The sequence below is a fragment of the Modestobacter marinus genome, from assembly GCF_011758655.1.
GTDB classification, from domain to species: Bacteria; Actinomycetota; Actinomycetes; order Mycobacteriales; family Geodermatophilaceae; genus Modestobacter; species Modestobacter marinus.
Genome location: NZ_JAAMPA010000001.1, coordinates 1,528,052 through 1,550,663, shown reverse-complemented (window position 1 = coordinate 1,550,663; position 22,612 = coordinate 1,528,052). Strand labels below are relative to the sequence as shown.

Here is a 22,612-nt window from a genome sequence, read left to right as displayed (position 1 = left end):
GTGGACACCTCGGCCGCTGAGCCTGGGAGCGTCCGGGCCCCGCCCAGAGGCCTCCCGACACCCGAGGTGTCGCCGTGACCGCAGCCGTGACCACAGCGCCGAGCCCCGTCCCGCAGGTCCCCCGCCGCAGCTACACGACCGCCCTGGCCACCCACCCCGACGAGGTCGCCGACGCGCAACGGCTCCGCTGGACCGTCTTCGCCCAGGAGCGCGGCGCCCTGCTCGCCCCGCCGGCCGCCGGCCCCGGGCGGGACGCCGACGAGTGGGACGCGCTCTGCGACCACCTGCTGGTGCGCGACCAGGCGACCGGCGAGGTCGTCGGCACCTACCGGCTGCTGCCGCCCGAGCGGGCCGCCGCCGCCGGCCGCAGCTACGGGGACGGCGAGTTCGACCTCTCCCGCCACGCGGCCCTGCGCCCCGGGCTGGTCGAGGCCGGCCGTGGCTGCGTGCACCCCGACCACCGCACCGGCACCGTGATCACCGCGCTGTGGGCCGGCGTCCTCCGCTACGTCCTCGAGCGCGGCGCCACCCACCTCGCCGGCTGCGCCTCGGTCCCGCTGACCGACGGCGGCGCCACCGTCGCCGGGGTCTGGGCGGCGGTGCGCACCCACCACCTTGCCCCGGCGCCTCTCCGGGTGGTGCCGCACCTGCCCTTCGACGTCGAGGCGCCGCCACAGCCGGAACGCCTGGTGATGCCCCCACTGCTCCGGGGCTACCTGAAGCTGGGCGCCCGGGTGTGCGGCCGGCCGGCGTACGACCCGGCGTTCGGGACCGCCGACCTGTACGTGCTCCTGGCCGTCGCCGACATCCCCGACCGGGTGCGCGGCCGGCTGCTCGGCGGCGACCGATGAGCTGGCTGCCGGCCTCCGCCTGCACCACCGCCTGCACCGCCGACCCCGCGCCGACCGTGGACGCCGCGACGCGACGGCGCCGCTGGCTCCGCCTGACCGCCGCACTGGCCGGCACCGGGGTCGCCGCGCTGCGGGCGCCCGTCACCGGCGCCCGGGGCCGCCGGCGGCTGGTCGTGTGCGCCGCGGCCAGGGTGCTCACCGCCGCCGGTGTGCGGGTCGAGGTCACCGCCCCGGCCGTGGCCTGGCCGCGCGCGGGTGCCGGCCGCGGCCCCGGACCCCTCGTGGTCAGCAACCACGTCTCCTGGGTCGACGACCTGGCGATGCTCACCGTGGTGCCGGGTGTACCCGTGGCGAAGCGCGAGGTGGGCGACTGGCCGGTCCTCGGGGGCCTGGCCCGCCGCGCCGGCGTGGTCCTGCTCGACCGGGCGCGGATCCGGACCCTCCCGGGCTCGGTCGCCCAGGCCGCGGACCTGCTCCGGTCCGGCACGGCGGTGACCGTCCACCCCGAGGGGACGACGGCGTGCGGCGTCGAGCTCGGCCGCTTCCGCCCGGCCTTCTTCCAGGCCGCGGTGGACGCCGCGGCCCCGGTCTGCCCGGTCGCCGTCCGGTACCGGGTGCACGGTGGCGCGTCCACCGCGGTCGCCGGCTTCCTGGCCGACGAGTCGCTGTGGCGCAGCATCGCCCGGGTGGTGCGCGTCCGCGGCCTGGTGGTGGAGGTGCACCTGCTGCCGGCGCTCGACCCGGCCGGCGCCGACCGCCGGGAGCTGGCCGCGCTCGCCGAGTACGCCGTCGCCGCGGTCACCGAGGCCCGGTCACCGGTCGTCGCGGCCCACCCGCGCCGGCCGCGGGTGCCGGCCCGCCGGATGCCGGTCCGCCGGCCCACCGTCATCCCGACCCACCCGGGTTCCGCGCGTGCTGCGTGAGGGCCTCGACGCGGCACCGGCGGACGTCGTCGTCGCCGGGCACCTGGGCACCGCCCGGCCGGCTCCGGCCGCGGCCGCACCGCCGTCCGGCGGGGTGGGCATGCGGGTCGCCGTGGTCGCCGAGACGTTCCTGCCCGCGGTCAACGGGGTGGTCAACTCCGTGCTGCGGCTGGTCGACCACCTCGCCGTCCGTGGCCACGACCCGGTGGTGGTCGCCCCGTCCGGCGCGGGCTACGAGTCCCGCTGCGGCGCCTGGGTGGACGTCGCGACCGTGCCGTCGATGCGCCTGCCCGGCTACCGGCAGCTCTCCGTGGCCCGCCCCGCCGGCGACCTGACCCGGGTGCTCGGCCGGCTCGCCCCCGACGTCGTCCACCTCGCCTCCCCCGCCGTCCTCGGCCTGGCAGCGGCCCGAGCGGCCCGCACGCTCGGGGTGCCGTCGATCGCCGTCTTCCAGACCGACCTGGCCGCCTACGCCGAGCACTACCGGCTGCCCGGCGGACCCGCCGCGGCCTGGCGGTACCTGCGTGCGGTGCACGAGACCGCGGCCCTCACCCTGGCCCCCTCGACGACGACGCAGGCGATGCTGGCCCGGCACGGGATCGGCCCGGTCACGCTGTGGCCGCGGGGCGTCGACCTCGACCAGTTCGCCCCGGAGCACCGCGACCCCGCCCTCCACCACCGGCTCGCCCCGGGCGGGGAGCTGCTGGTGGGCGTGGTCGCCCGGCTGGCGGTGGAGAAGCGACTGGCGCTGCTGGCCCCGCTCAGCGAGCTGCCCGGGGTGCGGCTGGTCGTCGTCGGCGACGGCCCCCAGCGGCGGCAGCTGGCCCGCCGGATGCCGCGCGCCCACTTCCTCGGCCAGCTCGGCGGGGCCGAGCTGGGCGCCGTCGTCGCCTCGCTGGACCTCTTCGTGCACCCCGGCGCCGACGAGACCTTCTGCCAGGCCGTGCAGGAGGCGCTGGCCGCGGGCGTGCCGGCGGTCGTCGCTGCCTCGGGTGGCCCGCTGGACCTCGTCCGGCACGGGCAGAACGGCTGGCTCTGGGCCGGGGACGACCCGCATCTGCTGGCCGCGATGGTCGCCGGGCTGCGCGACGACCCGGTCGCGCTCGGCACCGCCGCCGACCGGGCCCGGCCGTCGGTGGAGGAGCGGACCTGGGGCCGGATCGGTGACGAGCTCATCGGCCACCTCCAGCGGCTGCGCGCACACCGCAGCGCACCCTGAGCACCGCGCGCTGGGCAGGACGCCGTGCCGCCGGGCAGGATCGGGGCGAGCACCTGCACCTCGCACCTCGCACCTGCACCTGCACCCGGAGACCGGAGACGACGTGACCCAGCAGATGCGTGACCGTGCCCCGGAGGGCACGCCGTCACCCGTCCTCGACCTGTCCCGGTGGCGGCTCAACGCCCTGCCGGACACGCACTCCGACGAGGACTGGGACGACGACCGCGAGCTCTTCGACCCCGAGGGCAACCGGGTCGACACCTGGCGCGAGGGCTACCCGTACAGCGAGCGCCTGGAGCGGCGGGAGTACGAGATCGTCAAGCGGCAGCTGCAGATCGAGCTGCTCAAGCTGCAGGGCTGGGTGAAGGACACCGGGCAGAAGATGGTCCTGGTGTTCGAGGGCCGGGACGCCGCCGGCAAGGGCGGCACGATCAAGCGGTTCACCGAGCACCTCAACCCGCGCGGGTCGACGGTGATCGCCCTGGACAAGCCGTCGGAGCGCGAGAAGACGCAGTGGTACTTCCAGCGGTACGTGCAGCACCTGCCGGCCGCCGGCGAGATCGTCATGTTCGACCGCTCCTGGTACAACCGCGCCGGCGTCGAGCGGGTGATGGGCTACTGCACCGCCGAGGAGTACCTGCGCTTCATGCGCCAGGCCCCGGAGTTCGAGCAGATGCTCGTCGAGAGCGGCATCCACCTGGTCAAGTTCTGGTTCTCGGTGACCCGGGGCGAGCAGCGCAGCCGGTTCATCGTGCGGCAGATCGACCCGGTGCGGCAGTGGAAGCTCTCCCCCACCGACCTGGCCTCGCTGGACAAGTGGGAGGCCTACACCGAGGCCAAGGAGGCCATGTTCCTGCACACCGACACCGGCCACGCCCCGTGGACGGTGATCAAGAGCAACGACAAGAAGCGCGCCCGGCTGGAGGCGATGCGTCACGTGCTGGCCCGCTTCGACTACTCCCGCAAGGACCCTGCCGCCGTCGGCACACCCGACCCGCTCATCGTGGGCTCCGCGGCCGAGGTGCTCGAGGAGGAGGCCGGCGCGCCGGTCATGCCCCGCCCCGGGGAGCCCCTGCCGCCCCAGCACGACTGACCGCGGAGCCGGCCCGGGTCCCCGGGAGCCGGTCACCCGGACCCGGACAGCACAGCGCCCGCCCCGGCGGACCGGGGCGGGCGCTGTGCGGAACGGGGTTGCTCAGCGACGGTTGGTGTCGGTGATCCCGTCGGTGTCGACCTGCTCCTTGCGGACGGTCTCGCTCACCTGCTGCTGCTCGGTGACGGTCTCGGTGTCCAGGCGCACGCGCTCGACCGGGACGGCCTCCTTCTCCACGACGGGACGCTCGGCGTGCAGCGTCACCTCGTGCTCCTCCTCGGAGATGGCCGGCCCGTCCAGGGCGTTGCCGCGGTTGGCGTCGGTGATCGGCTCGCGCTCGATCCGGACCTCCTCGTGGGACACGGGGACGGTCTCGGTGACGTTCTCGGTCACGACGTACTTGCGCAGCCGTGCGCGGCCGGTCTCGACGTTCTGGGTGCCGACGTTGACGCGCTCCTCGGAGAGGGTCATGGCGTCGTCGGTCGTCGGACCGGAGGTGTCGTGACCCACGGTGCCGTGCCGGTTGGTGTCCGTCGTCGTGGTGTCGGCCGTGGTGGTGGTCTCGGCCGTCGTCGTCGTCTCGGCGACCGGCGCCGCGACGGCGTTCTCGGTCATGTTGTAGTGCCGGTACAGCTCGGTCTCCTCGGCCGGGGAGAGGTGGCCGTCGGAGTCGATGCGCGGGGCGTCCTTCACCGCGCTCTTGGTCACGGGGACACGCAGGCCGTCGCCGGTCAGGTCCGCGTCCCGGATCGGGACGAACGACTCCTTGGTGCCGAACATGCCGGTCTTGACGGTGACCCACTCAGGGGCGCCCGACTGGTCGTCGAGGAACACCTCGGAGGCCGTACCGATCTTGTTGCCGTCGGCGTCGATGACGTCTGCGCCGATGACGCGGTCGAGGGTCTCGGTGCCGATCATGTGTTCCGCTCCTCTGCTCGGGGGTCGTGCTGTCTCGCTCTCTGCACTGCCCGGCAGGGCCCGGTGCAAAACGGCGATCACGGGATCGATCCGGCGTTGTGGTAGTGCGTGTCGCCAGGCCGGGACCGGCGCCGACCCGCGTCCTCGCAGGTCGGTGCGGGGTCCGGGGGGCCTGCGCACCACCGTCCCGACACGCCGTGGACCTGCGGGAACCTGTCGCGCCGGGCGTGTCGGACCCCTCTCGGGTGGCGACCGCGCCGAGCATGGACGGGTGCCTCCTCGTTCGCCCTACGACAACCTGGTCCACCCACGCACCCAGAAGAAGCCCTCACCGCAGGTCGAGGCGCTCAAGGACGTCGTCGTCGAGGACCCCTCCAGCGGGTTCGTCGGTGCCGTCGTGCGGTGCGAGAAGGACGTCGTCCACCTCGAGGACCGGTTCGGGAAGGTGCGGGCCTACCCCCTGGGGCCGGGCTTCTGGGTCGACGGCCGGCCGGTGGTGCTGGTGCGGCCGAAGCAGAACGCGCCCTCGGGCCCGCAGCGCAGCGCCTCCGGCTCGACCTACGTCGTCGGCGCCCGTGCGCGCGTCGCCCGCGAGGGGCGCATCTACGTGGAGGGCAAGCACGACGCCGAGCTGGTGGAGAAGGTCTGGGGGCACGACCTGCGGATCGAGGGCGTCGTCGTCGAGCCGCTGCACGGCGTCGACGACCTGCCGGGGATCGTCAAGGACTTCCGTCCGTCGTCGGGACGGCGCCTGGGCGTGCTGGTCGACCACCTGGTGACCGGTTCCAAGGAGTCCCGGATCGCCGCCCAGATCACCGGTGACCACGCCCTGGTCGTCGGGCACCCCTTCATCGACATCTGGCAGGCGGTCAAGCCCTCCGTCGTCGGGATCCAGGCCTGGCCGACGGTGCCCAAGGGGGAGGACTGGAAGACCGGCGTCTGCCGGCGGCTGGGCTGGGAGGACGACACCGGTTACGTCTGGGCGCAGCGCATCCTGGCCCGGGTGAAGGTGTGGACCGACCTGGAACCGACCCTGATCGGCCGGGTCGAGGAGCTCATCGACTTCGTCACCACCGACTGACCCGCCGTCCCGACCGGGCCAGCACTGTGCAGCCAGTGCCCGACCCGGTCGCGGAACGGCAGCTGGGCGCACAGTGCCCGGGCGCGGCCCCGGCGATGGGTGCTTGCGCCACGGCCCTCGGCGGGTCATTGTGTCAATCACTTGATCCAATGACTCATGGGGGACGTCGTGGCACTGGTGCCGCTGCTCGCCGTGCTGGTGCTGGCCGGCGCCGTCGCCCTCGTCGTGGGCGTCGTCCGCCGGTCGCCGCCCAGCCGGGAGGCCTCGGTCGTGGCCGCCCGCCGGCACGCCCGGCTGGCCTCCGTGGCGGCGATGGGGCTCGGGGCTGCCGCCGCCCTGGCCACCGCGGCCCGCGAGGTGGGCAACTCCGGCCCCGGCGGCCTGGGGGTCACGGCGCTGCTGGTGCCGATCGTCTTCGGGGTGGTGCACACCGCCGTCCTCACTGCCGGGGAGCTCACCTGGCCGCGCCCACGGGGCGAGGTCCGCCGGGCCCGGCTGGTGCGCCGCGGCCCGCTCGATGCCACCCCGGGCTGGCTGGTCCGGACGGCGACGGTCGCGACCGTGCTCGCCGTCGGCGTCCTCGGCATCGGCACCCTGCTGGCCGACGAGACCGGCCGGGGCATCACCCGCGTCTCGACGGCCGGCGGCGACCTGTCCTGGTCGGCGGCCGGCCCGTTCCCCGGCCCGTTCTACGGCCGGCCGGCAGCGATCGGCCTGGCCGTCCTCGCCGCGGTCACGATCACCGCGCTGTGGGTCGTCGCGAACCGGCCGGCGGTCGCGACCGACGACGACCGGATCGAGACCGCACTCCGCCGCGCGTCGGCGCACCGGGTGCTCCGGGCCGCCGTCGCGGCCACGCTGGAAGTGGCCGGCGGGTTGATGTCGGTCGGCGGGATGGCGATGGCGAACGTCGGCCTCGTCCCGGGGTCCGGCCTGGTCGGCGCCGTCCCGGGGCTGCTGACCATGCTCGCCGGCCTGGTCGTCCTGTGCGTACGGGCACCCGGCGTCCCGGCGGACCAGCCGGCGTCCGTCTGATCCGGTGGCCCTGGACATCGCGGTCGACGTCACCAGCCCGACGCCGCCGTTCGAGCAGATCCGCAGCCAGATCGCCCGGCACGTGGACAGCGGGCTGCTCACCGAGGGGGCCCGGCTGCCCACGATCCGGGCGCTGGCGGCCGACCTGGGCGTGGCCCCGGGCACCGTCGCCCGGGCCTACACCGAGCTGGAGGCCGCGGGACTGGTGGCCAGCCGCCGGCGCACCGGCACCGTGGTCACCGGCGGTCGCGCAGCGCGAGAGCCCGCGGAGACGAGGGTCCAGGAGGCCGCCGGGCACCTCGCCCGAGAGGCGCGGGAGGCCGGCATGGAGACCGAGACCGTCCTGGCCATCGTCCGGTCCGCGCTGGGCACTGTGCGCTGAGGGCAGGTCCCACCAGCGGAACGGGCCTCCGCCGCACAGTGCCCGGGGGACGACTCCTCGGGACGACTCATTGGGACGACGACGCCCCGAGTCATTGGGACGACGACGCCCCGAGACGACGACGGCCGCCGTCCCCGGTGGGGACGGCGGCCGGCGTGGCCCTGCTGGACGTCAGCTGGGGATGTAGTTGAACTCGTCGGGGTTCGGGCCGTTGCGGCCGTCCTCGCGGTCCAGGCCGTCGATCTCACGCATGTCGTCGTCGCTGAGCGCGAAGTCGAACAGGTCGAAGTTCTGCTCGACCCGGGCGCGGGTGACCGACTTCGGGAAGATGATGTCCCCGCGCTGGACAGCCCAGCGGAGCGCAGCCTGGGCCGGGCTCTTGCCGTGCCGCTCGCCGACCCGGATCAGAGTCGGGTCGTCCAGCACCTTGCCCTGCGCGATCGGCGCCCAGGCCTCGGTGAAGATCTCGTGGTCGGCGTTGAACGCCCGCAGGTCGTTCTGCGCGAAGTAGGGGTGCACCTCGATCTGGTTCACCACCGGGCGCACCTCCGTCTCGGCGAACAGCCGGCGCAGGTGGTGGGCGTTGAAGTTCGAGACACCGATGGCCTTGACCCGGCCGGAGCGGTAGATCTCCTCCATCGCCTTCCAGGTCTCGACGTAGTCGACGTCGATGCCCGGCAGCGGCCAGTGCACGAGGAAGAGGTCGAGGTAATCGAACTTCAGCGCGTCCATCGTGCCGTCGAAGGCGCGCAGGGCGTCCTCGCGGGCGTGGAAGCCGTTGTTCAGCTTGGAGGTCACGAAGACCTCCTCGCGCGGCACGCCGGACTGGCGCACGGCCTCGCCGACCTCGGCCTCGTTGCCGTACATCTCGGCGGTGTCGATGTGCCGGTAGCCGACCTCGAGGGCCGTGCGGGTGGCCTCGACGGTGTCCTCGGGCTTGATCTGGAAGACGCCGAAGCCCAGCTGCGGGATCTGCACGCCGTTGTTCAGGGTGATCGTGGGCACGGTGGCCATGGGGGTCCTCCAAGCGTCGGACGGTGTGGGTGGCGGCGCGCGACCTCATGGGGCGCGACCGGCCTCGTCCGTCCTTACCCGTGCTCACGGTCGCTACCCGCGACAGATCTCACCGATGAGCCGGGAATGCGGCTCACACCACGGTGCGGGCGGCCCACAGGTCGGGGAAGACCACCCGGGCGGCGCTGCGCTCCAGCCAGGCGAGCCCGGCCGAGCCGCCGCTGCCGGGCTTGGCGCCCATCGCGCGGCGGACGGCGGTGACGTGCCGCTGCCGCCACGTGGTGAACACCTCGGCGACGTCGGTGAGCGCCTCGCCCAGGGTGAACAGCTCGTTGCCCGGCCGCGGGTCGGTGTAGACCTCGGCCCACAGCGCCGTCACGGCCGGGTCGGGCTCGTGGGTCACCGTGCGGTCCCGCTCCAGGACGGCGGCCGGCACCGGCAGCCCGCGGCGGGCCAGGTACGCCAGGACGTCGTCCTCCAGGGACGGCGCGGCCAGCGCGCGCTGCAGGTCGGCGTGCACCACCGGCAGCCCGCGGTGCGGCCGGACGACGGACTCCGCCTTGAGCCCGAGCAGGAACTCCACGTGCCGGTACTCGTAGGACTGGAAGCCCGACGCCTCCCCCAGCTGGTCGCGGAACCGGTTGAACTCCGCCGGGGTGAGCCACAGCAGCGAGCCCCAGCTGGCGTCCAGCGAGCGCAGGTGGTGCACCGACCGGCGGATCGAGCCGATCGCGCCGTCCAGGTCGTCGGCGCGCAGCTGCCGCTGGGCCAGCTCCCACTCCCGGCGCAGCAGCGTGAACCACAGCTCCATCACCTGGGTGACCACGAGGAACGCGGGCTCGGCCGGGTGGTCGGTGACCGGGCGCACCAGCGCCTGCAGCTGCCGGACGCCGACGTACTGCTCGTACGGGGTCGCCTCGGCGAACTCCACGGTGGGCAGGCCGGCGTTGCCGGCGGCCCGGGCCGCGCGGGTCTCGGCGTCCAGCGGCGAGGGCGCGGCGGCCCGGGGATCGGCGGGGAGCCCGGCCCGGGCGGCCGGGAGGCGGCGGGTGGTCACCGCCGCATGCTGCCCCATCCCAGGGCCACAGCGGCCCGGACCCGCCCCGGGGCGGGTCCGGGCCGGGGGGATCAGCCGTTGTAGGGCGGCAACACGTCCAGCACCCAGGTCACGCCGAAGCGGTCGGTCACCATGCCGTACAGCGGCGCCCAGCCCGCCGGCGCGAGCTCCGCCCGCACCGTGCCGCCGACGACCAGCGCCTGCCAGCAGCGGGTGAGCTCCTCGGGATCGGTCCCGCGCACCGACACGTAGACCGCGTCGGTGCCGGCGTCGTGCGCCCGCGCCGGCGGCACGTCGAAGGCCATGACCGCGAAGCCGTTCGGCGCCTGCACGCCGCCCCACTTGAGCTGATCGGGCACCGCGCCGTCGGCGGTGTCCCGCTCGTCCCCACCCTGGGCGAAGGTGAAGGCCATGACCTCGCCGCCGAACACGGACGCGTAGAAGTCCAGGGCCTCCCGGGCCTGGCCGCGGAAGTTCAGGTGCGTGGTGGTCGTGATGCTCACGTCGTGCTCCTCGATGTGCTGCGCTGCCCGGACGGCGGCGACGCGGAGCACTCTCGCGGGCCGTGAGGACAGGTTCTGTCCTCTACTTCCGGCAGCGTGCTCACCGTGATCGAGAAGAACGGCACGTCGTCCCGGCTGCTGACCCTGCTGTCCCTGCTGCAGGCCCGGCGGGACTGGCCGGGCGCTGCCCTGGCCGACCGGCTGGGCGTCACGTCGCGGACCGTGCGCCGGGACGTCGACCGGCTCCGCGAGCTCGGCTACCCGGTGCGGGCGGTCAAGGGGCCCGACGGGGGCTACCGGCTCGACGCCGGTGCCCAGCTGCCTCCGCTGCTGTTCGACGACGACCAGGCCGTCGCCCTCGCCGTGGCCCTGCAGCTCGCGGCGGCCAGCGGCGTCGACGTCGGCGAGGCCGCGGCGCGGGCGCTGACCACCGTCCGCCAGGTGTTGCCCGCCCGGCTGCGGCACCGCGTCGACGCCGTCCGGGTGACCCCGGTCCGCACCGGGCCCACCACGGACGTCGACCCCGCCGTCCTCGTCGCGCTGACCGCGGCCATCCGGGCCCGGGAGGTCCTGCGCTTCGATCACACGCCGGCGTCCGGCGCCGCGCCCGAGCCGTTCGTCCCACCCCGGCGGGTCGAGCCGCACCACCTAGTCACCCGGGGTGGGCGGTGGTACCTGGTCGGCTGGGACCTCGACCGCGGCGACTGGCGCACGTTCCGCGCCGACCGGATCACCCCGCGCACCCCGACCGGGCCCCGCTTCACCCTGCGGGAGGTGCCGGGCGGCGACCCCGCCGCCTTCCTCTCCGCCACAGCCCGGGGCTCGACCGACGGCACGGGCCGCTGGCCGTGCACCGGAGTCGTCGAGCTGGGGCTGCCCGCCGCCCGGGTCGCCCCGTTCGCGCACGACGGGGTGGTGGAGGACCTCGGCCCGCAGCGCTGCCGGCTGACCCTCGGCTCGTGGTCCTGGGTCGGCATCGCCGCGGCCGTGGCCCGCTACGACACCGAGGTGCTCGCCGTCGGCCCGCCCGCCCTCGCCGAGGCGTTCGGCACGCTGGCCGGCCGGTTCGCCGCAGCCGCCCGGACCGCGCCCCCGACCTGACCGGACGAGGGGTCAGCTCAGCTGGGCGGCCACCATCGGCTCCAGCGTGAGCTCCGGGCTGCGCTGCTGCAGCGAGCGCAGGTCCCACTTGTCCATGAACAGCGCCAGCAGCTCGCCGTCCTCGCGCTCGAACACCTCGACACCGCGGGCGGCGGCCACAGCGGGGGCGGAGGCGGCGTCGGTGCGGACGGCGACCTGGTAGGGCAGGTGGTCCAGCTCGACCGGTGCGCCGAACTCCTGGGCCATCCGGTGCGCGGCCACCTCGAACTGCATGGGGCCGACGACGGCGAGCACGGGTGCCTGGTCGCCGCGGCGGTCCGAGCGCAGCACCTGGGCCACGCCCTCGGAGCCGAGCTGGCCGACGCCGCGGCGGAACTGCTTGAACTTGGCGGTGTCCTTGCCGCGCATCACCGCGAAGTGCTCGGGCGCGAAGGTGGTCAGCGGCGGGAAGGTGACCTTGGTGCCGGCGTAGAGGGTGTCGCCGACGTGCAGGGCGTTGGCGTTGACCAGGCCGACGACGTCGCCGGGGTACGCGGTGTCGACGCTCTCCCGTTCCCGGCCGAACACGTGCTGGGCGTACTTGGTGGCGAACGGCCGGCCGGTGGTCGCGTGGGTGACGACCATGCCGCGCTCGAACACCCCGGAGGCGATCCGGATGTAGGCCAGCCGGTCGCGGTGGGCGGCGTCCATGCCGGACTGCACCTTGAACACGAACGCGCTGAACGACGCCTCGACCGGCCGCAGGTCACCCTCGGCGTCCGGCCGCGGGGCGGGCGCCGGGGCCAGGTCGACCAGGACGTCCAGCAGCGCGCCGACGCCGAAGTTGGAGACCGCGGAGGCGAAGATGACCGGCGTCGTCTCGCCGTCCAGGAACCGCTGCTGGTCGTGGTCGGCCTCGGTGGCGTCCAGGAGCTCGTTCTCCTCGACCGCGCGGGTCCAGTCGATGCCCTCGCGGGCCTCGGCGGCCTCGGGGGTGAGTGTCTCCTCGGGGGCGATGGTGGCGCCGCCGGCGGTGCGGGTGAACCGGCGGTAGGTGCCGTCGCGGCGGTCCAGCACGCCGCGGAAGTCCCCGGAGATGCCCACCGGCCAGGTCAGCGGGGTGGGGGTCAGCCCGGTGCGCTCGGCGACCTCGTCCATCAGCTCCAGGGCGTCCTTGCCCGGCCGGTCCCACTTGTTGACCACGGTGATCACCGGGATGCCGCGGTGCCGGCAGACGGCGAACAGCTTCATCGTCTGGGCCTCCAGGCCCTTGGCGGCGTCGATGAGCATCACCGCGGCGTCCACGGCGGTGAGCACCCGGTAGGTGTCCTCGGAGAAGTCCGCGTGCCCGGGGGTGTCCAGCAGGTTGACCACCGCATCCCGGTACTCGAACTGCAGGGCCGCGGAGGTGATGGAGATGCCGCGGGCCTTCTCCATGTCCATCCAGTCCGACACCGTGCCCCGCCGCCCGGCCTTGCCGTGCACCGCACCGGCCTGCCCGATCACCCGCGCGTGCAGCGCCAGGGCCTCGGTCAACGTCGACTTCCCCGCGTCGGGGTGGCTGATCACCGCGAACGTCCGCCGCCGGGCGGCCTGGGCCAGCACCTCGGTGGTGCTGGCGTCGGGACGGAGCTCCGTGCTCGGGACGGTGCTCATCGTGGTGCCGGGTCTCCTCGGGTGGCGCGGACGGTCCCCCCAATGTACGGCCGCGGCCCGGGGCCGCGCCCCGGGCCGGTCAGTGCGCGGCGGGGGCGACCTCGGCGACCTGGCCGGTCGGCCGGCGGAGCACCGCCCAGGCGGCCACCCCGAGCAGTCCGGTGAGCGCCGCCCCCAGCGCCGGGACGGCGAAGGCCGATTCCGCGCCCCACCGGTCGACCGCCGTCCCGGCCAGCGCCGAGCCCGCGGTGACCCCGACGGTGAGGCCGGTCGACGTCCAGGTCAGGCTCTCGGTGAGCGAGGCTCGCGGCACCCGGGACTCCACCAGCGACATCCCGGCGACCAGCACCGGCGCGATCGTCAGGCCGGCCAGGAAGGCCAGCCCGATGAGCAGCCGCAGCGAGCTGACCAGGTAGAGCGTCTGCGCGGCGACGGCGAACAGCAGCGCGCAGCCGAGGAACCGGGTGACCAGCGTGCCGGGCAGCCGGACGACGCCGTAGGCGAGGCCGGCGACCAGGCTGCCCGCGGCGTAGGCCGACAGCGCCAGCCCGGCGACGGCCGGCCGGCCCTCCGCGTCGGCGAAGCCCACCACGACGACGTCCATCGCCCCGAAGACCAGGCCCATGGCCAGGTAGGTGACCGCGACGGCGACCAGCCCCGCGGTGAGCACCCGGATCCGCACGTGCGGCTGCCCGGCCACCCGGGGGGTGACCGGCGGCGCGGTCGTCTCCAGCCGGGACATCACCAGGCCGCCGACGACCCCGACCAGCAGCCCGGTCAGGAACCCGGCGGGCGGGGAGACCAGCGCGGCCAGGAAGGTCACCAGTGGCGGCGCGGTGACGAAGACGACCTCGTCGGCGACCGACTCGAAGGCGAAGGCGGTCTGCCGCTGGGCCGGGTCCTCCAGCGCGTGCGCCCAGCGGCTGCGGACCACCGAGCCGATGCTGGTGCCGCTCGCCCCGGACAGCACGGCCAGCGCGAACCACGTCCAGACCGGGGCACCGGACACCACCACCGCGACGAACGACAGCCCCAGCACGAGGTAGGCCAGCGCCGTCCAGCGCAGCACCGGGCTCTGCCCGTACCGGTCCATCACCCGGGCCCACTGCGGGCTGGCGACGGCGAAAGCGAGCGACAGGGTGCCGGCGATGGCCCCCGCGAGGGCGTAGCTGCCCGACTCGGCCTGGACGAGGAGCACCGACCCCAGGCCCACGGTGGCCATCGGGACCCGGGCGAACCAGCCGGCGAGGGAGAAGGCCCGGGCACCGGGGACGGTGAACAGCCGGGCGTAGGGGGTGAAGACGGCGTGGGCTGGCACAGCTTCTTCTCGCGCTTCCTGGCCACAGGCGAGTGCGGGGATGCCCGCCGGACCCTCGGGTGGCCCCGCGAACGTAGCAGCCGGCCACCCGGCCCGACGGCGTGCGCCGCGACCGCGCCCACCCGCCGATCCGGCACTACATTCGGGCCGTGACGTCTCCCAGCCCCCTCCCCGACCCGCGGGTGCGCCCGACGGTGACCCCGGGCAGCGGCGGGCTCGTCGACCGGCACGGGCGCACCGCGACCGACCTGCGGGTCTCGCTGACCGACCGGTGCAACCTGCGCTGCACCTACTGCATGCCGCCCGAGGGCCTCCAGTGGCTGCCCAAGGTCGAGCAGCTCACCGACGACGAGGTCGTCCGGCTGGTGCGGATCGGCGTCGAGCACCTGGGCATCCGGGAGGTGCGCTTCACCGGCGGCGAGCCGCTGCTGCGCCCCGGGCTGCCCGGCATCGTCGCGGCGACGACGGCGCTGCGCCCCCGCCCGGAGGTCAGCCTGACCACCAACGCGATCGGGCTGTCCCGGATGGCGCCGGCCCTGGCCGCCGCCGGCCTGGACCGGATCAACGTCAGCCTGGACACCCTGGACCGCGAGCGGTTCAAGCAGATCACCCACCGGGACCGGCTGCCCGACGTCCTCGCCGGCATGGCGGCGGCCCGGGACGCCGGCCTCACGCCGGTGAAGGTCAACGCCGTCCTGATGCGCGGCATCAACGAGGACGACGCCGTCCCGCTGCTTGAGTACTGCCTGGAGCACGGCTACGAGCTGCGCTTCATCGAGCAGATGCCGCTGGACGCCCACCACGCCTGGACCCGCGGGGAGATGGTGACCGCCGAGGACATCCTGGCCCGGCTCACCGCCACGCACACGCTGACGCCGGACGTCGAGGAGCGCGGCGCCGCCCCGGCCGAGCGCTGGCTGGTCGACGACACCGGGCTGACCGTCGGCGTCATCGCCTCGGTGACCCGGTCGTTCTGCGGCGCCTGCGACCGGACCCGGCTCACCGCCGACGGGCAGATCCGCAACTGCCTGTTCGCCCGCGAGGAGTCCGACCTCCGCACCGCGCTGCGCAGCGGCGCCGACGACGCCGAGCTCGCCGACCGCTGGCGGATCGCGACGCTGTCCAAGCTGCCCGGGCACGGCATCGACGACCCGAGCTTCCTGCAGCCGTCCCGCCCGATGTCCGCGATCGGGGGCTGACCGTGCCGGTCACCGTGCGCTACTTCGCCGGCGCCCGCGCCGTGGTCGGCGTGGACACCGAGACCCGGGAGGCCGGCACCCTCGCCGAGCTCGTCGGCCAGCTCGCCGACGACCACGGCGAGCGGCTGGAGCGGGTGCTGACCGCCTGTTCCTTCCTGGTCGACGGAACCACCACCCGGGATCGCGCGTTGGTGCTGGCGCCCGGCTCGGTGGTGGACGTGCTGCCCCCGTTCGCCGGAGGCTGACCCAGGCGTGTCAGCCGACCAGACAGCACGGCGGATGAGGAGGCCCTGATGAGCGTGTTCGACAAGGCCAAGGCGAAGGCCGAGGAGCTGCTGGGCCGCGCCGAGCAGGTCTACGGCGAGTCCCACGGCGACGCCGCGGCCACCATCGACGGTGAGGCCCGCCGGCTGGACGCCGAGGCCGAGGAGGAGCGGGCCGCGCGGGACGAGGCCCGGCGGCACGGCCGGGACGACGACGGACTGGCCGGCGCCGGCGCGCACTGACGCGACCGGCCGCCGGGCCCGGCGCTCAGCCGTGCAGGCGGATGGCGACCAGGGCGACGTCGTCCTCGGGCTGGCCGTGCACGAGCCGGTCGAGCAGCTCGTCGCAGAGCTCGTCCAGTGACCTGCCGGCCAGCTCCGCGGCGGCGCCCCGCAACCGGGCCATCCCCTGGTCCAGGTCGCCGCCGCGGCTCTCGATCAGCCCGTCGGTGAACAGCAGCACCGTCGTCCCGCCGTCGAGGGTGACCACCGACTCCCCGCGGGTGGTCTCGGCGTCCACGCCGAGCAGCAGCTCGCCCCGCCAGTCGGCCAGCGCGGCCAGGGTGCCGTCGGGGTTGATCACCAGCGGTGGCAGGTGCCCGGCGTTGCACCACCGCATGCGGGTCACGCCGCGGGCCATCTCGTCGGGGGTCTGCTCGAAGCGCGCCACCGCCGCCGTGGCGTAGGTGCCGACGTCCAGCTGGGCCATCGACGCGTCCAGGCCGCGCAGCACCTCACCCGGCCCGGCGTCGCTGTAGGTCGCGATGCCCCGCAGCAGCGAGCGCAGCTGCCCCATCGCCGCGGCGGCCGCGGTGTCGTGGCCGACGACGTCGCCGATGACCAGCATGGTGGCCCCGCAGGGCTGGCGGAAGGCGTCGTACCAGTCGCCACCGACCCGGGCCGCCTCGGCGGCCGGGGTGTACCGGACGACGACCTCGGCCCGGTCGTCGGTGAAGGCACCGGTGAGCAGGCTGCGCTGCAGCTCCTCGGCCAGCTGCCGCTGCTGGGAGAACAGCCGCACGTTGTCCAGCGCCAGGCCGGCCCGGTCGGCGACCTCCTGGGCGGTGGCCAGGTCGGAGTCCTCGACGGTGCGCTCGCCGTCGAAGTACAGCGTGAGGGCACCCAGCGTCCGCCCCCGCCCGCGCAGCGGCAGGGTCACCCCGGAGTGCGGCCCGAGCAGCCCCAGCAGGTCCCGGGCCTGACCCTCGGGCATCAGCTCGGCCACGTCGCCGGCGGCGGCGACCACGGTCTCGCCGAGCAGGGCGCGCACCACCGGCGAGGTGACCGGCATCGAGCTCAGCCGGACGGCGGTGTACCGCTCCACCAGGGGACGCCGGGCCGGGTCGACGTGCCACCAGCCGACGTCGCGCGGGCGTCCGTCGTCGTCCAGCACGGTCAGCACGCACCAGTCGCCCAGCACCGGGACGATCAGCCGCGGGATGCGGGTGGCCGCGGAGTCGACGTCCAGGGTGCCGGCCAGCTCCGCGCTCACCCGGGCGAGCATCGCCAGCCGCTCCCGGCTCGCCCGGCGGTCGGTGACGTCGGAGAAGTAGCACAGCAGGCCGCCGTCGGCCGGGATCGCCTGGACCTCGAACCAGCGGTTCAGCGGATGCGGGTAGAAGCTCTCCACGCTGACCGGTTCACCGGTGGCGACCGCCCGCCGGTACGCCCGGCCGAACTCGTTGTCCCGGTTGGCCGGGAAGGCCTCCCAGAAGTCCGCGCCGACCAGGTGCTCACGCGGCACGCCGACGATCGCCACCCCGGCCTGGTTCACGTAGGTGATCCGCCAGTCGGCGTCCAGGGCCATGAAGCCCGAGGGCATCGCCTCGACGACGATCTCGCCCGTCCGCCAGGGCACTCTGGGACCTCCCGGTCAGTCCGCCACCCGCGGTACACCGGAGGAGCACCCGCCCCGTGGTCTGGAGTCGAGTCGGTCAGTTATGCCATGCGCGCGGCCGGGCAGGCAAGGAGCATCGTCACAGGTTGCCCACCCGTCACGGGCAGGCGACCCACTCCTCGTCGCCGTCGGAGAAGACCTGCCGCTTCCAGATCGGCAGCCGGGCCTTCACCTCGTCGACGAGCTCCGCGCAGGCGGCGAACGCCTGACCGCGGTGCGCGGCGCTCACCGCGCAGGCCAGCGCGACGTCGCCGATGCCCAGCAGGCCGATCCGGTGGGAGACGGCGACGGCCTGCACCTCCGGGCGGGCGGCGAACTCGGCGGCGATCTCGGCGATCAGCTCGGGCGCGGTCGGGTGCCCGGTGTACTCGAGCTCGGTGACCGAGCGGCCGCCGTCGTGGTCGCGGACCACACCGACGAAGGAGACCACCGCACCCGCCCGCTTGTCAGCGACGGCCGCCTCGTGCTCGGCGACCGACAGCGGCTCCTCGGTCACCCGGGCCAGGATCGTCTCCACGGCGGCGAAGGTACTCGCGCTCACGCCGTCGGCGGGACGTCCAGGTCCGTGGGGTCGGCCAGGCCGGTGCAGTCCACCTCGACGACCTCGTGCGCGGCCAGGTAGGCGCGGGCGCCCTCGTCGCCGGTCGCCGTCGCGGCCACGCCGGCCCAGTGCTCGCGGCCCAGCAGCACCGGGTGGCCGCGGACGCCGTCGTAGCTCGCGACGGCCAGGGCGTCGGGGGCGGCGTGCTCGGCCAGCCGGGCCAGCGCCGCCGGCGTCATCCCCGGCATGTCCACGAGCTGCACCAGCACGGCGTCGACCCGGCCGGGCCAGCCGCGCAGCCCGTCGAGCCCGGTGCGCAGGCTGGAGGCCATCCCGCTCTCCCAGTCGCGGTTGGCCAGCACGGTGGCGCCGGTCAGGTCGGCGGTGCGCCAGACGTCGACCGCCTGGGCGCCGAGCACGACGAGCACCGGGTCGCAGACGGCGGCCGCCGTCCGGACCGCCCGTTCGACCAGCAGGCTGCCCTCGTACTCGACCAGGGCCTTCGGCATGCCGTACCGGCGGCCGCCGCCGGCGGCGAGCACCAGGCCGGCCACGGGTGCATCCGACGTCATGCCCTCACTCTCTCAGCGGGGGTAGACGGCGACCTCGGAGGCCTTGACCGAGGCCCAGACCTCGGCGCCGGGCGCCAGCCCCAGCTCGGCGAAGGAGGTGGCGGTGACGTCGGCGGTCAGCGCCACCTCCCCGACCAGGTCGCAGCGCACCACCGGGCCGTGCGGGGTCGCCGCGGCCAGGCGGAGCGGCCACACGTTGCGCGGGCTGCCCGCCGGGCGCTGCAGGTACAGCGCCACCGACTCCGGCCGGACGGCGGCGAACACCGGCCCGCGCGCCTCGGCGGCCACCGCGACCGTCCCGCCGCCGTCCAGCTCGACCGTCGTCCCGGCCCCGGTGCCGGCCAGCAGGACCAGCCCCACCAGCCGGGCGACGTAGTCGGTGCGGGGCCGGCGGGCGACCTCGGCCGGGGTGCCGGCCTGGACGACCCGGCCGTCCTCGATGACCACGATCCGGTCGGCCAGCGCCATCGCGTCGACCGGGTCGTGGGTCACCAGCACCGCGCTGCCGGCGTAGTCGCTGAGGTGCCGGTGCAGCTCGGCCCGGACGGCGAGCCGGGTCCGCGCGTCCAGCGCCGACAGCGGCTCGTCCAGCAGCAGGACCCGCGGGTCGCCGACCAGCGCCCGGGCGAGCGCGGCCCGCTGCGCCTGCCCGCCGGAGAGCTGCCCGGGACGCCGCGCCCCCAGGTCCGCCAGCCCCACCCGCTCCAGCCAGGCGGCGGCCGCGGCCCGGGCCGCCGCCTTGCCGACGCCCCGGGTGCGCAGGCCGAACGCCACGTTCTCGGTGACGCTCAGGTGCGGGAACAGCAGGTGGTCCTGGAACACCATGCCCAGCGGACGGCGGTGCGCGGGCAGGTGCACGTCGTCGCCGTCCCAGACGTCGTCGCCGACGCTCACCCGGCCACCGTCGGGGGCCAGCAGCCCGGCCAGCACCCGCAGCACGGTGGACTTCCCGGCGCCGTTGGGCCCGAGCACCGCCAGCACCTCGCCGTCGGCCACGGCCAGCTCGACGTCGACCAGCAACGGTCCCCGCCGGACGACGACGTGGGCGCGCAGGCTCACGAGACCCCCGCCCCGGACCGGCCCAGCCAGCGGTCCCGCAGCAGCAGGAGGGTGGCCAGGGAGACGAACAGCAGCACAAGCGAGAGCACGATCGCGCCCTCCGGGTCCGACTGCAGCGCCAGGTACACCGCCAGGGGCATGGTCTGCGTCGTCCCCGGGAAGTTGCCGGCGAAGGTGATCGTGGCGCCGAATTCGCCCAGCGCCCGGGCCCAGCAGAGCACCGCCCCGGCGGCCACCCCCGGCGCCACCAGCGGCAGGGTGACCCGGCGGAACGTCGTCCACCGGTCGGCCCCCAGCGTGGCCGCGGCGTCCTCGAAGCGGGCGTCGGCCGCCCGCAGCGCGCCCTCGACGCTGATCACCAGGAACGGCATGGCCACGAACGTCTCCGCGATGACGACCGCGGTGGTGGTGAACGGGATCGTGTAGTCGAACTGCTCGTAGAGGACGCGGCCGACGATGCCCTGCCGGCCGAGCACCAGGAACAGCGCGACGCCGCCCACCACCGGCGGCAGCACCAGCGGCACGGTGACCAGCGCCCGGAGCACCGAGCGGCCGGGGAGCGTCGAGCGGGCCAGCACCCACGCGATCGGCACGCCGAGCAACAGCGACACCAGCGTGGCCAGCGTCGCCGAGACCAGCGACAGCCGCAGCGCCTGGCCGACCTGGGGCTGGGTCAGCTGCGACCACAGGTCCGACCACGGCGCCCGGACCAGCAGCCCGACCAGCGGCAGCACCAGGAAGGCGACGCCGATCAGCGCCGGGACCAGCAGTGGTGCGGGCACGCCACCGTCGCGGGGTCGCCGGCGCCGCCTGGGCGGGCGGGGACCCACGTCCCGTGCGGGGGTCGCGGCGCTCAGGGGGAGGGGCTCCGGAACCCGGCGGCGGTGAGGGCCTGCCGGCCCTCGGCGGACCCGAGCAGGTCGAGGAAGGCCTGCGCCGCCGCCGGGTCGCCCGCCCCGGCGAGCTGCACGATCGGGTACTCGTTGACCGCTGCCTCGGCCTGCGGGACCTCGATGCCCTCGACCCCGTCCCCGGCCGCCCGGACGTCGGAGGCGTAGACCAGCGCGGCGTCGACCTCACCGAGCTCGACCTTGGTCAGCGCCGCGCGCACGTCCTCCTCCAGGGTGTCGGGCTGGGCGGTGACGCCGGCGGCCCGGAACACCTCCTCCGCGGCGGCGCCGCAGGGCACGTCGACCGCGCAGACGGCCAGGGTCAGCTCCGGGTCGCCGAAGTCCGACAGCCCGGTGACGCCGCCCGGGTTGCCCGGAGGCACGGCGATCTCCAGCACGTTCTCGGCGAACACGGTCGGGTCGCCGGCGCCCAGCCCGGCCTCGGTGACCACGGCCATCTGGTCCGGGTTGGCGCTGGCGAACACGTCGGCCGGCGCGCCCTGGGTGATCTGGGTGGCCAGCGCGGAGCTGCCGGCGAAGTTGAAGGTGACCGTCAGGCCGGGGTGGTCGGCCCTCAGCCGGTCGCCGAGGTCGGTGAAGACGTCGGTCAGCGAGGCGGCGGCGAAGACGGTGAGCGTGCCGGCCCCCTCGTCGTCCGCCCCGGTCGCCGCCGCGTCCGCGTCGGCCCCGCACCCGGCGAGGGCGACCGCAGCCAGGACTGCGACGACCGGGAAGCGTGCGCGATGGCCACTCACGGCACGTCCACGCTGACCTGGGTGGCCTTCACCGTGGCCACCGCCCGGACGCCGGGCTCCAGGCCCAGCTCGTCGGCGGCCTCGCGGGACATCAGCGAGACCAGCCGGAACGGCCCGGCCTGGATCTCCACCTGCGCCATCACGGTGTCCCGCACCACCCGGGTGACGATGCCGGTCAGCCGGTTGCGCGCCGAGGACGAACGGGTGGCGCCGGGCTGCGGCGTCTCGTGCAGCTCGGCGGCGACCCGGGCCAGCTCCGCTCCGTCGACCTGCGCCGGGCCCCCGTCACGGGTCGCGGACAGCCGGTCGCCGTCGATCCAGCGGCGGACGGTGTCGTCACTGACCCCGAGCAGCGCCGCGGCCTCGGCGATCCGGTACGAGGTGGACACCCGAGCACCGTACGTCCGCAACTGCGGACGGACAACCAACGCCTCCTCCGCATCTGCGGAGGAGTCGAGCAGTCAGGCGGCGACCCGGTGGACCAGTCGCTCGCCACCCGTGCTCGCCGGGCGGACCGCAGGCGCGGGCCGGCGGGAGCTCAGCGACCAGGCCGTGACCCGGACCAGCGCCTCACGGATGATCCGCGAGCTCATCTTGCTGGCGCCGAACTCCCGGTTCACGAACAGGATCGGCACCTCCACCAACCGCAGCCCCCGGCTCCACACCTGGCGGGCCATGTCGATCTGGAAGCAGTAGCCCTGGCTCTGCACGGCGTCGAGGTCCAGCCGCTCCAGCGTGTGCCGGCGGAACGCCCGGAACCCCCCGGTGGCATCACCCACCGGGAGCCGCAGTGCGGCCCGGACGTACCGGTTGGCACCGCGGCTGAGCAGCTCCCGACTGCGCGGCCAGTCGGCGACGGCGCCGCCGGGCACCCAGCGGGAGCCCAGCACGGCGTCCGCCCGGGCGAGCCCGGCCAGCAGCCGCGGCAGGTCCTCGGGGCGGTGCGACCCGTCGGCGTCCATCTGCGCCACCACGTCGAAGCCCTGGGCGAGGGCCCAGCGGAAGCCGGCGATGTAGGCCGGCCCCAGCCCTGCCTTCCCCGGGCGGTGCAGCACGTGGACCCGCGGGTCCTCGGCGGCCAGCCGGTCGGCGAGCTCGCCAGTGCCGTCGGGGCTGTTGTCGTCGATCACCAGCACGTGGGCGTCCGGGACGGCGCGCAGCACGCCGTCCAGCGTGCGCGGCAGGCTCTCCCGCTCCTCGTAGGTGGGGATGCAGACGCACGTGGCCGGAGGATTCACGATCCCGCCATTACCAGCGCCCACCCGGTGGACACGCACTTCTTCAACATCATTTCCGCGACACCTGC

General features: G+C 75.2%; 25 protein-coding genes and 1 pseudogene. 11 read left to right on the top strand and 15 right to left on the bottom strand.

Features of this window, described 5'->3' with window-relative positions:
- The first annotated feature begins 74 nt into the window (after positions 1-74).
- From FB380_RS07285 to ppk2, 4 genes are all read left to right on the top strand, one after another.
- On the top strand, positions 75-851 hold the full coding sequence (locus tag FB380_RS07285) for a GNAT family N-acetyltransferase (RefSeq protein WP_166754487.1): 777 nt from the start codon (positions 75-77) through the stop codon (positions 849-851).
- Positions 848-1,774: a lysophospholipid acyltransferase family protein gene (locus tag FB380_RS07280; RefSeq protein WP_166754486.1), complete on the top strand. Its 927-nt coding sequence runs from the start codon at positions 848-850 to the stop codon at positions 1,772-1,774. Before FB380_RS07285 ends, FB380_RS07280 begins: the two co-directional genes overlap by 4 nt.
- The gene (locus tag FB380_RS07275) at positions 1,764-2,993 is read left to right on the top strand and encodes a glycosyltransferase family 4 protein (protein WP_208382785.1); all 1,230 of its coding nucleotides are present in this window, start codon (positions 1,764-1,766) and stop codon (positions 2,991-2,993) included. The genes FB380_RS07280 and FB380_RS07275 overlap by 11 nt, the downstream gene beginning before the upstream one ends.
- Positions 2,994-3,096: 103 nt before the next feature.
- Complete coding sequence (gene ppk2 / locus FB380_RS07270; RefSeq protein ID WP_229681788.1) at positions 3,097-4,086, top strand: polyphosphate kinase 2; 990 nt, start codon at positions 3,097-3,099, stop codon at positions 4,084-4,086.
- 102 nt (positions 4,087-4,188) lie between these two features.
- On the opposite strand, the gene FB380_RS07265 is transcribed toward ppk2, so the two are convergent.
- Complete coding sequence (locus tag FB380_RS07265; protein WP_166754485.1) at positions 4,189-5,004, bottom strand: DUF2382 domain-containing protein; 816 nt, start codon at positions 5,002-5,004, stop codon at positions 4,189-4,191.
- A 271-nt stretch (positions 5,005-5,275) separates the two neighbouring features.
- Here FB380_RS07265 and FB380_RS07260 point away from each other — a divergent pair, with 271 nt between their 5' ends.
- The 3 genes from FB380_RS07260 to FB380_RS07250 all read left to right on the top strand — a co-directional run bounded on the left by FB380_RS07260 (position 5,276) and on the right by FB380_RS07250 (position 7,502).
- On the top strand, positions 5,276-6,085 hold the full coding sequence (locus FB380_RS07260) for a DUF3097 domain-containing protein (RefSeq protein WP_166754484.1): 810 nt from the start codon (positions 5,276-5,278) through the stop codon (positions 6,083-6,085).
- A 156-nt stretch (positions 6,086-6,241) separates the two neighbouring features.
- Entirely contained in the window at positions 6,242-7,120 is an 879-nt protein-coding gene (locus FB380_RS07255) for a hypothetical protein (RefSeq protein ID WP_166754483.1), read from the top strand.
- Between the two features lie 4 nt (positions 7,121-7,124).
- Complete coding sequence (locus FB380_RS07250) at positions 7,125-7,502, top strand: GntR family transcriptional regulator (RefSeq protein WP_166754482.1); 378 nt, start codon at positions 7,125-7,127, stop codon at positions 7,500-7,502.
- Between the two features lie 171 nt (positions 7,503-7,673).
- On the opposite strand, the gene FB380_RS07245 is transcribed toward FB380_RS07250, so the two are convergent.
- The 3 genes from FB380_RS07245 to FB380_RS07235 all read right to left on the bottom strand — a co-directional run bounded on the left by FB380_RS07245 (position 7,674) and on the right by FB380_RS07235 (position 10,076).
- Positions 7,674-8,516 carry an aldo/keto reductase gene (locus FB380_RS07245; RefSeq protein ID WP_166754481.1) on the bottom strand — a complete coding sequence of 281 codons (843 nt, stop codon included), beginning with the start codon at positions 8,514-8,516 and terminating at the stop codon, positions 7,674-7,676.
- Positions 8,517-8,649: 133 nt separating this feature from the next.
- Positions 8,650-9,573, bottom strand: coding sequence for a tryptophan 2,3-dioxygenase (locus tag FB380_RS07240; RefSeq protein ID WP_188959489.1), 924 nt, complete (start codon positions 9,571-9,573; stop codon positions 8,650-8,652).
- Between the two features lie 71 nt (positions 9,574-9,644).
- Complete coding sequence (locus FB380_RS07235) at positions 9,645-10,076, bottom strand: VOC family protein (protein ID WP_166754480.1); 432 nt, start codon at positions 10,074-10,076, stop codon at positions 9,645-9,647.
- A 105-nt stretch (positions 10,077-10,181) separates the two neighbouring features.
- Between FB380_RS07235 and FB380_RS07230 the strand changes: the two genes are divergently transcribed.
- Positions 10,182-11,177 carry a helix-turn-helix transcriptional regulator gene (locus FB380_RS07230; protein ID WP_249522316.1) on the top strand — a complete coding sequence of 332 codons (996 nt, stop codon included), beginning with the start codon at positions 10,182-10,184 and terminating at the stop codon, positions 11,175-11,177.
- Positions 11,178-11,189: 12 nt separating this feature from the next.
- On the opposite strand, the gene FB380_RS07225 is transcribed toward FB380_RS07230, so the two are convergent.
- A complete protein-coding gene (locus FB380_RS07225) occupies positions 11,190-12,812 on the bottom strand; it encodes a peptide chain release factor 3 (RefSeq protein ID WP_166754478.1) in 1,623 nt (540 codons plus the stop codon).
- Between the two features lie 79 nt (positions 12,813-12,891).
- Positions 12,892-14,130, bottom strand: coding sequence for an MFS transporter (locus FB380_RS07220; RefSeq protein WP_229681787.1), 1,239 nt, complete (start codon positions 14,128-14,130; stop codon positions 12,892-12,894).
- Positions 14,131-14,279: 149 nt separating this feature from the next.
- Here FB380_RS07220 and moaA point away from each other — a divergent pair, with 149 nt between their 5' ends.
- The 3 genes from moaA to FB380_RS07205 are packed head-to-tail and all read left to right on the top strand — an operon-like array spanning position 14,280 to position 15,835.
- Complete coding sequence (moaA, locus tag FB380_RS07215; RefSeq protein ID WP_229681786.1) at positions 14,280-15,329, top strand: GTP 3',8-cyclase MoaA; 1,050 nt, start codon at positions 14,280-14,282, stop codon at positions 15,327-15,329.
- A 2-nt stretch (positions 15,330-15,331) separates the two neighbouring features.
- Entirely contained in the window at positions 15,332-15,574 is a 243-nt protein-coding gene (locus tag FB380_RS07210) for a MoaD/ThiS family protein (RefSeq protein WP_229681785.1), read from the top strand.
- Positions 15,575-15,622: 48 nt separating this feature from the next.
- Positions 15,623-15,835 carry a hypothetical protein gene (locus tag FB380_RS07205; RefSeq protein ID WP_166754477.1) on the top strand — a complete coding sequence of 71 codons (213 nt, stop codon included), beginning with the start codon at positions 15,623-15,625 and terminating at the stop codon, positions 15,833-15,835.
- Between the two features lie 25 nt (positions 15,836-15,860).
- Here the strand turns inward: FB380_RS07205 and FB380_RS07200 are convergent, their stop codons facing one another.
- The 9 genes and pseudogenes from FB380_RS07200 to FB380_RS07165 all read right to left on the bottom strand — a co-directional run bounded on the left by FB380_RS07200 (position 15,861) and on the right by FB380_RS07165 (position 22,544).
- A complete protein-coding gene (locus tag FB380_RS07200; RefSeq protein WP_229681784.1) occupies positions 15,861-17,450 on the bottom strand; it encodes a SpoIIE family protein phosphatase in 1,590 nt (529 codons plus the stop codon).
- A 136-nt stretch (positions 17,451-17,586) separates the two neighbouring features.
- Positions 17,587-18,030, bottom strand: a complete 444-nt coding sequence (locus FB380_RS07195) for a molybdenum cofactor biosynthesis protein MoaE (protein WP_229681783.1) — start codon at positions 18,028-18,030, stop codon at positions 17,587-17,589.
- Positions 18,027-18,602, bottom strand: a complete 576-nt coding sequence (locus tag FB380_RS07190) for a nucleotidyltransferase family protein (protein WP_166754476.1) — start codon at positions 18,600-18,602, stop codon at positions 18,027-18,029. Before FB380_RS07190 ends, FB380_RS07195 begins: the two co-directional genes overlap by 4 nt.
- Positions 18,603-18,614: 12 nt before the next feature.
- Positions 18,615-19,070, bottom strand: coding sequence for a TOBE domain-containing protein (locus tag FB380_RS26215; protein ID WP_424991931.1), 456 nt, complete (start codon positions 19,068-19,070; stop codon positions 18,615-18,617).
- Between the two features lie 120 nt (positions 19,071-19,190).
- Positions 19,191-19,628, bottom strand: a pseudogene (locus FB380_RS26210) (ATP-binding cassette domain-containing protein); the annotation flags it as partial.
- Positions 19,629-19,657: 29 nt separating this feature from the next.
- Entirely contained in the window at positions 19,658-20,443 is a 786-nt protein-coding gene (locus FB380_RS07180) for an ABC transporter permease (protein WP_188959488.1), read from the bottom strand.
- 71 nt (positions 20,444-20,514) lie between these two features.
- A complete protein-coding gene (modA, locus tag FB380_RS07175) occupies positions 20,515-21,306 on the bottom strand; it encodes a molybdate ABC transporter substrate-binding protein (RefSeq protein ID WP_166754474.1) in 792 nt (263 codons plus the stop codon).
- Entirely contained in the window at positions 21,303-21,695 is a 393-nt protein-coding gene (locus FB380_RS07170) for a TOBE domain-containing protein (protein ID WP_166754473.1), read from the bottom strand. The genes modA and FB380_RS07170 overlap by 4 nt, the downstream gene beginning before the upstream one ends.
- 72 nt (positions 21,696-21,767) lie before the next feature.
- Positions 21,768-22,544 (bottom strand): polyprenol monophosphomannose synthase, encoded by a 777-nt coding sequence (locus tag FB380_RS07165; protein WP_229681782.1) that lies wholly within the window; start codon positions 22,542-22,544, stop codon positions 21,768-21,770.
- Between the last annotated feature and the right edge of the window lie 68 nt (positions 22,545-22,612).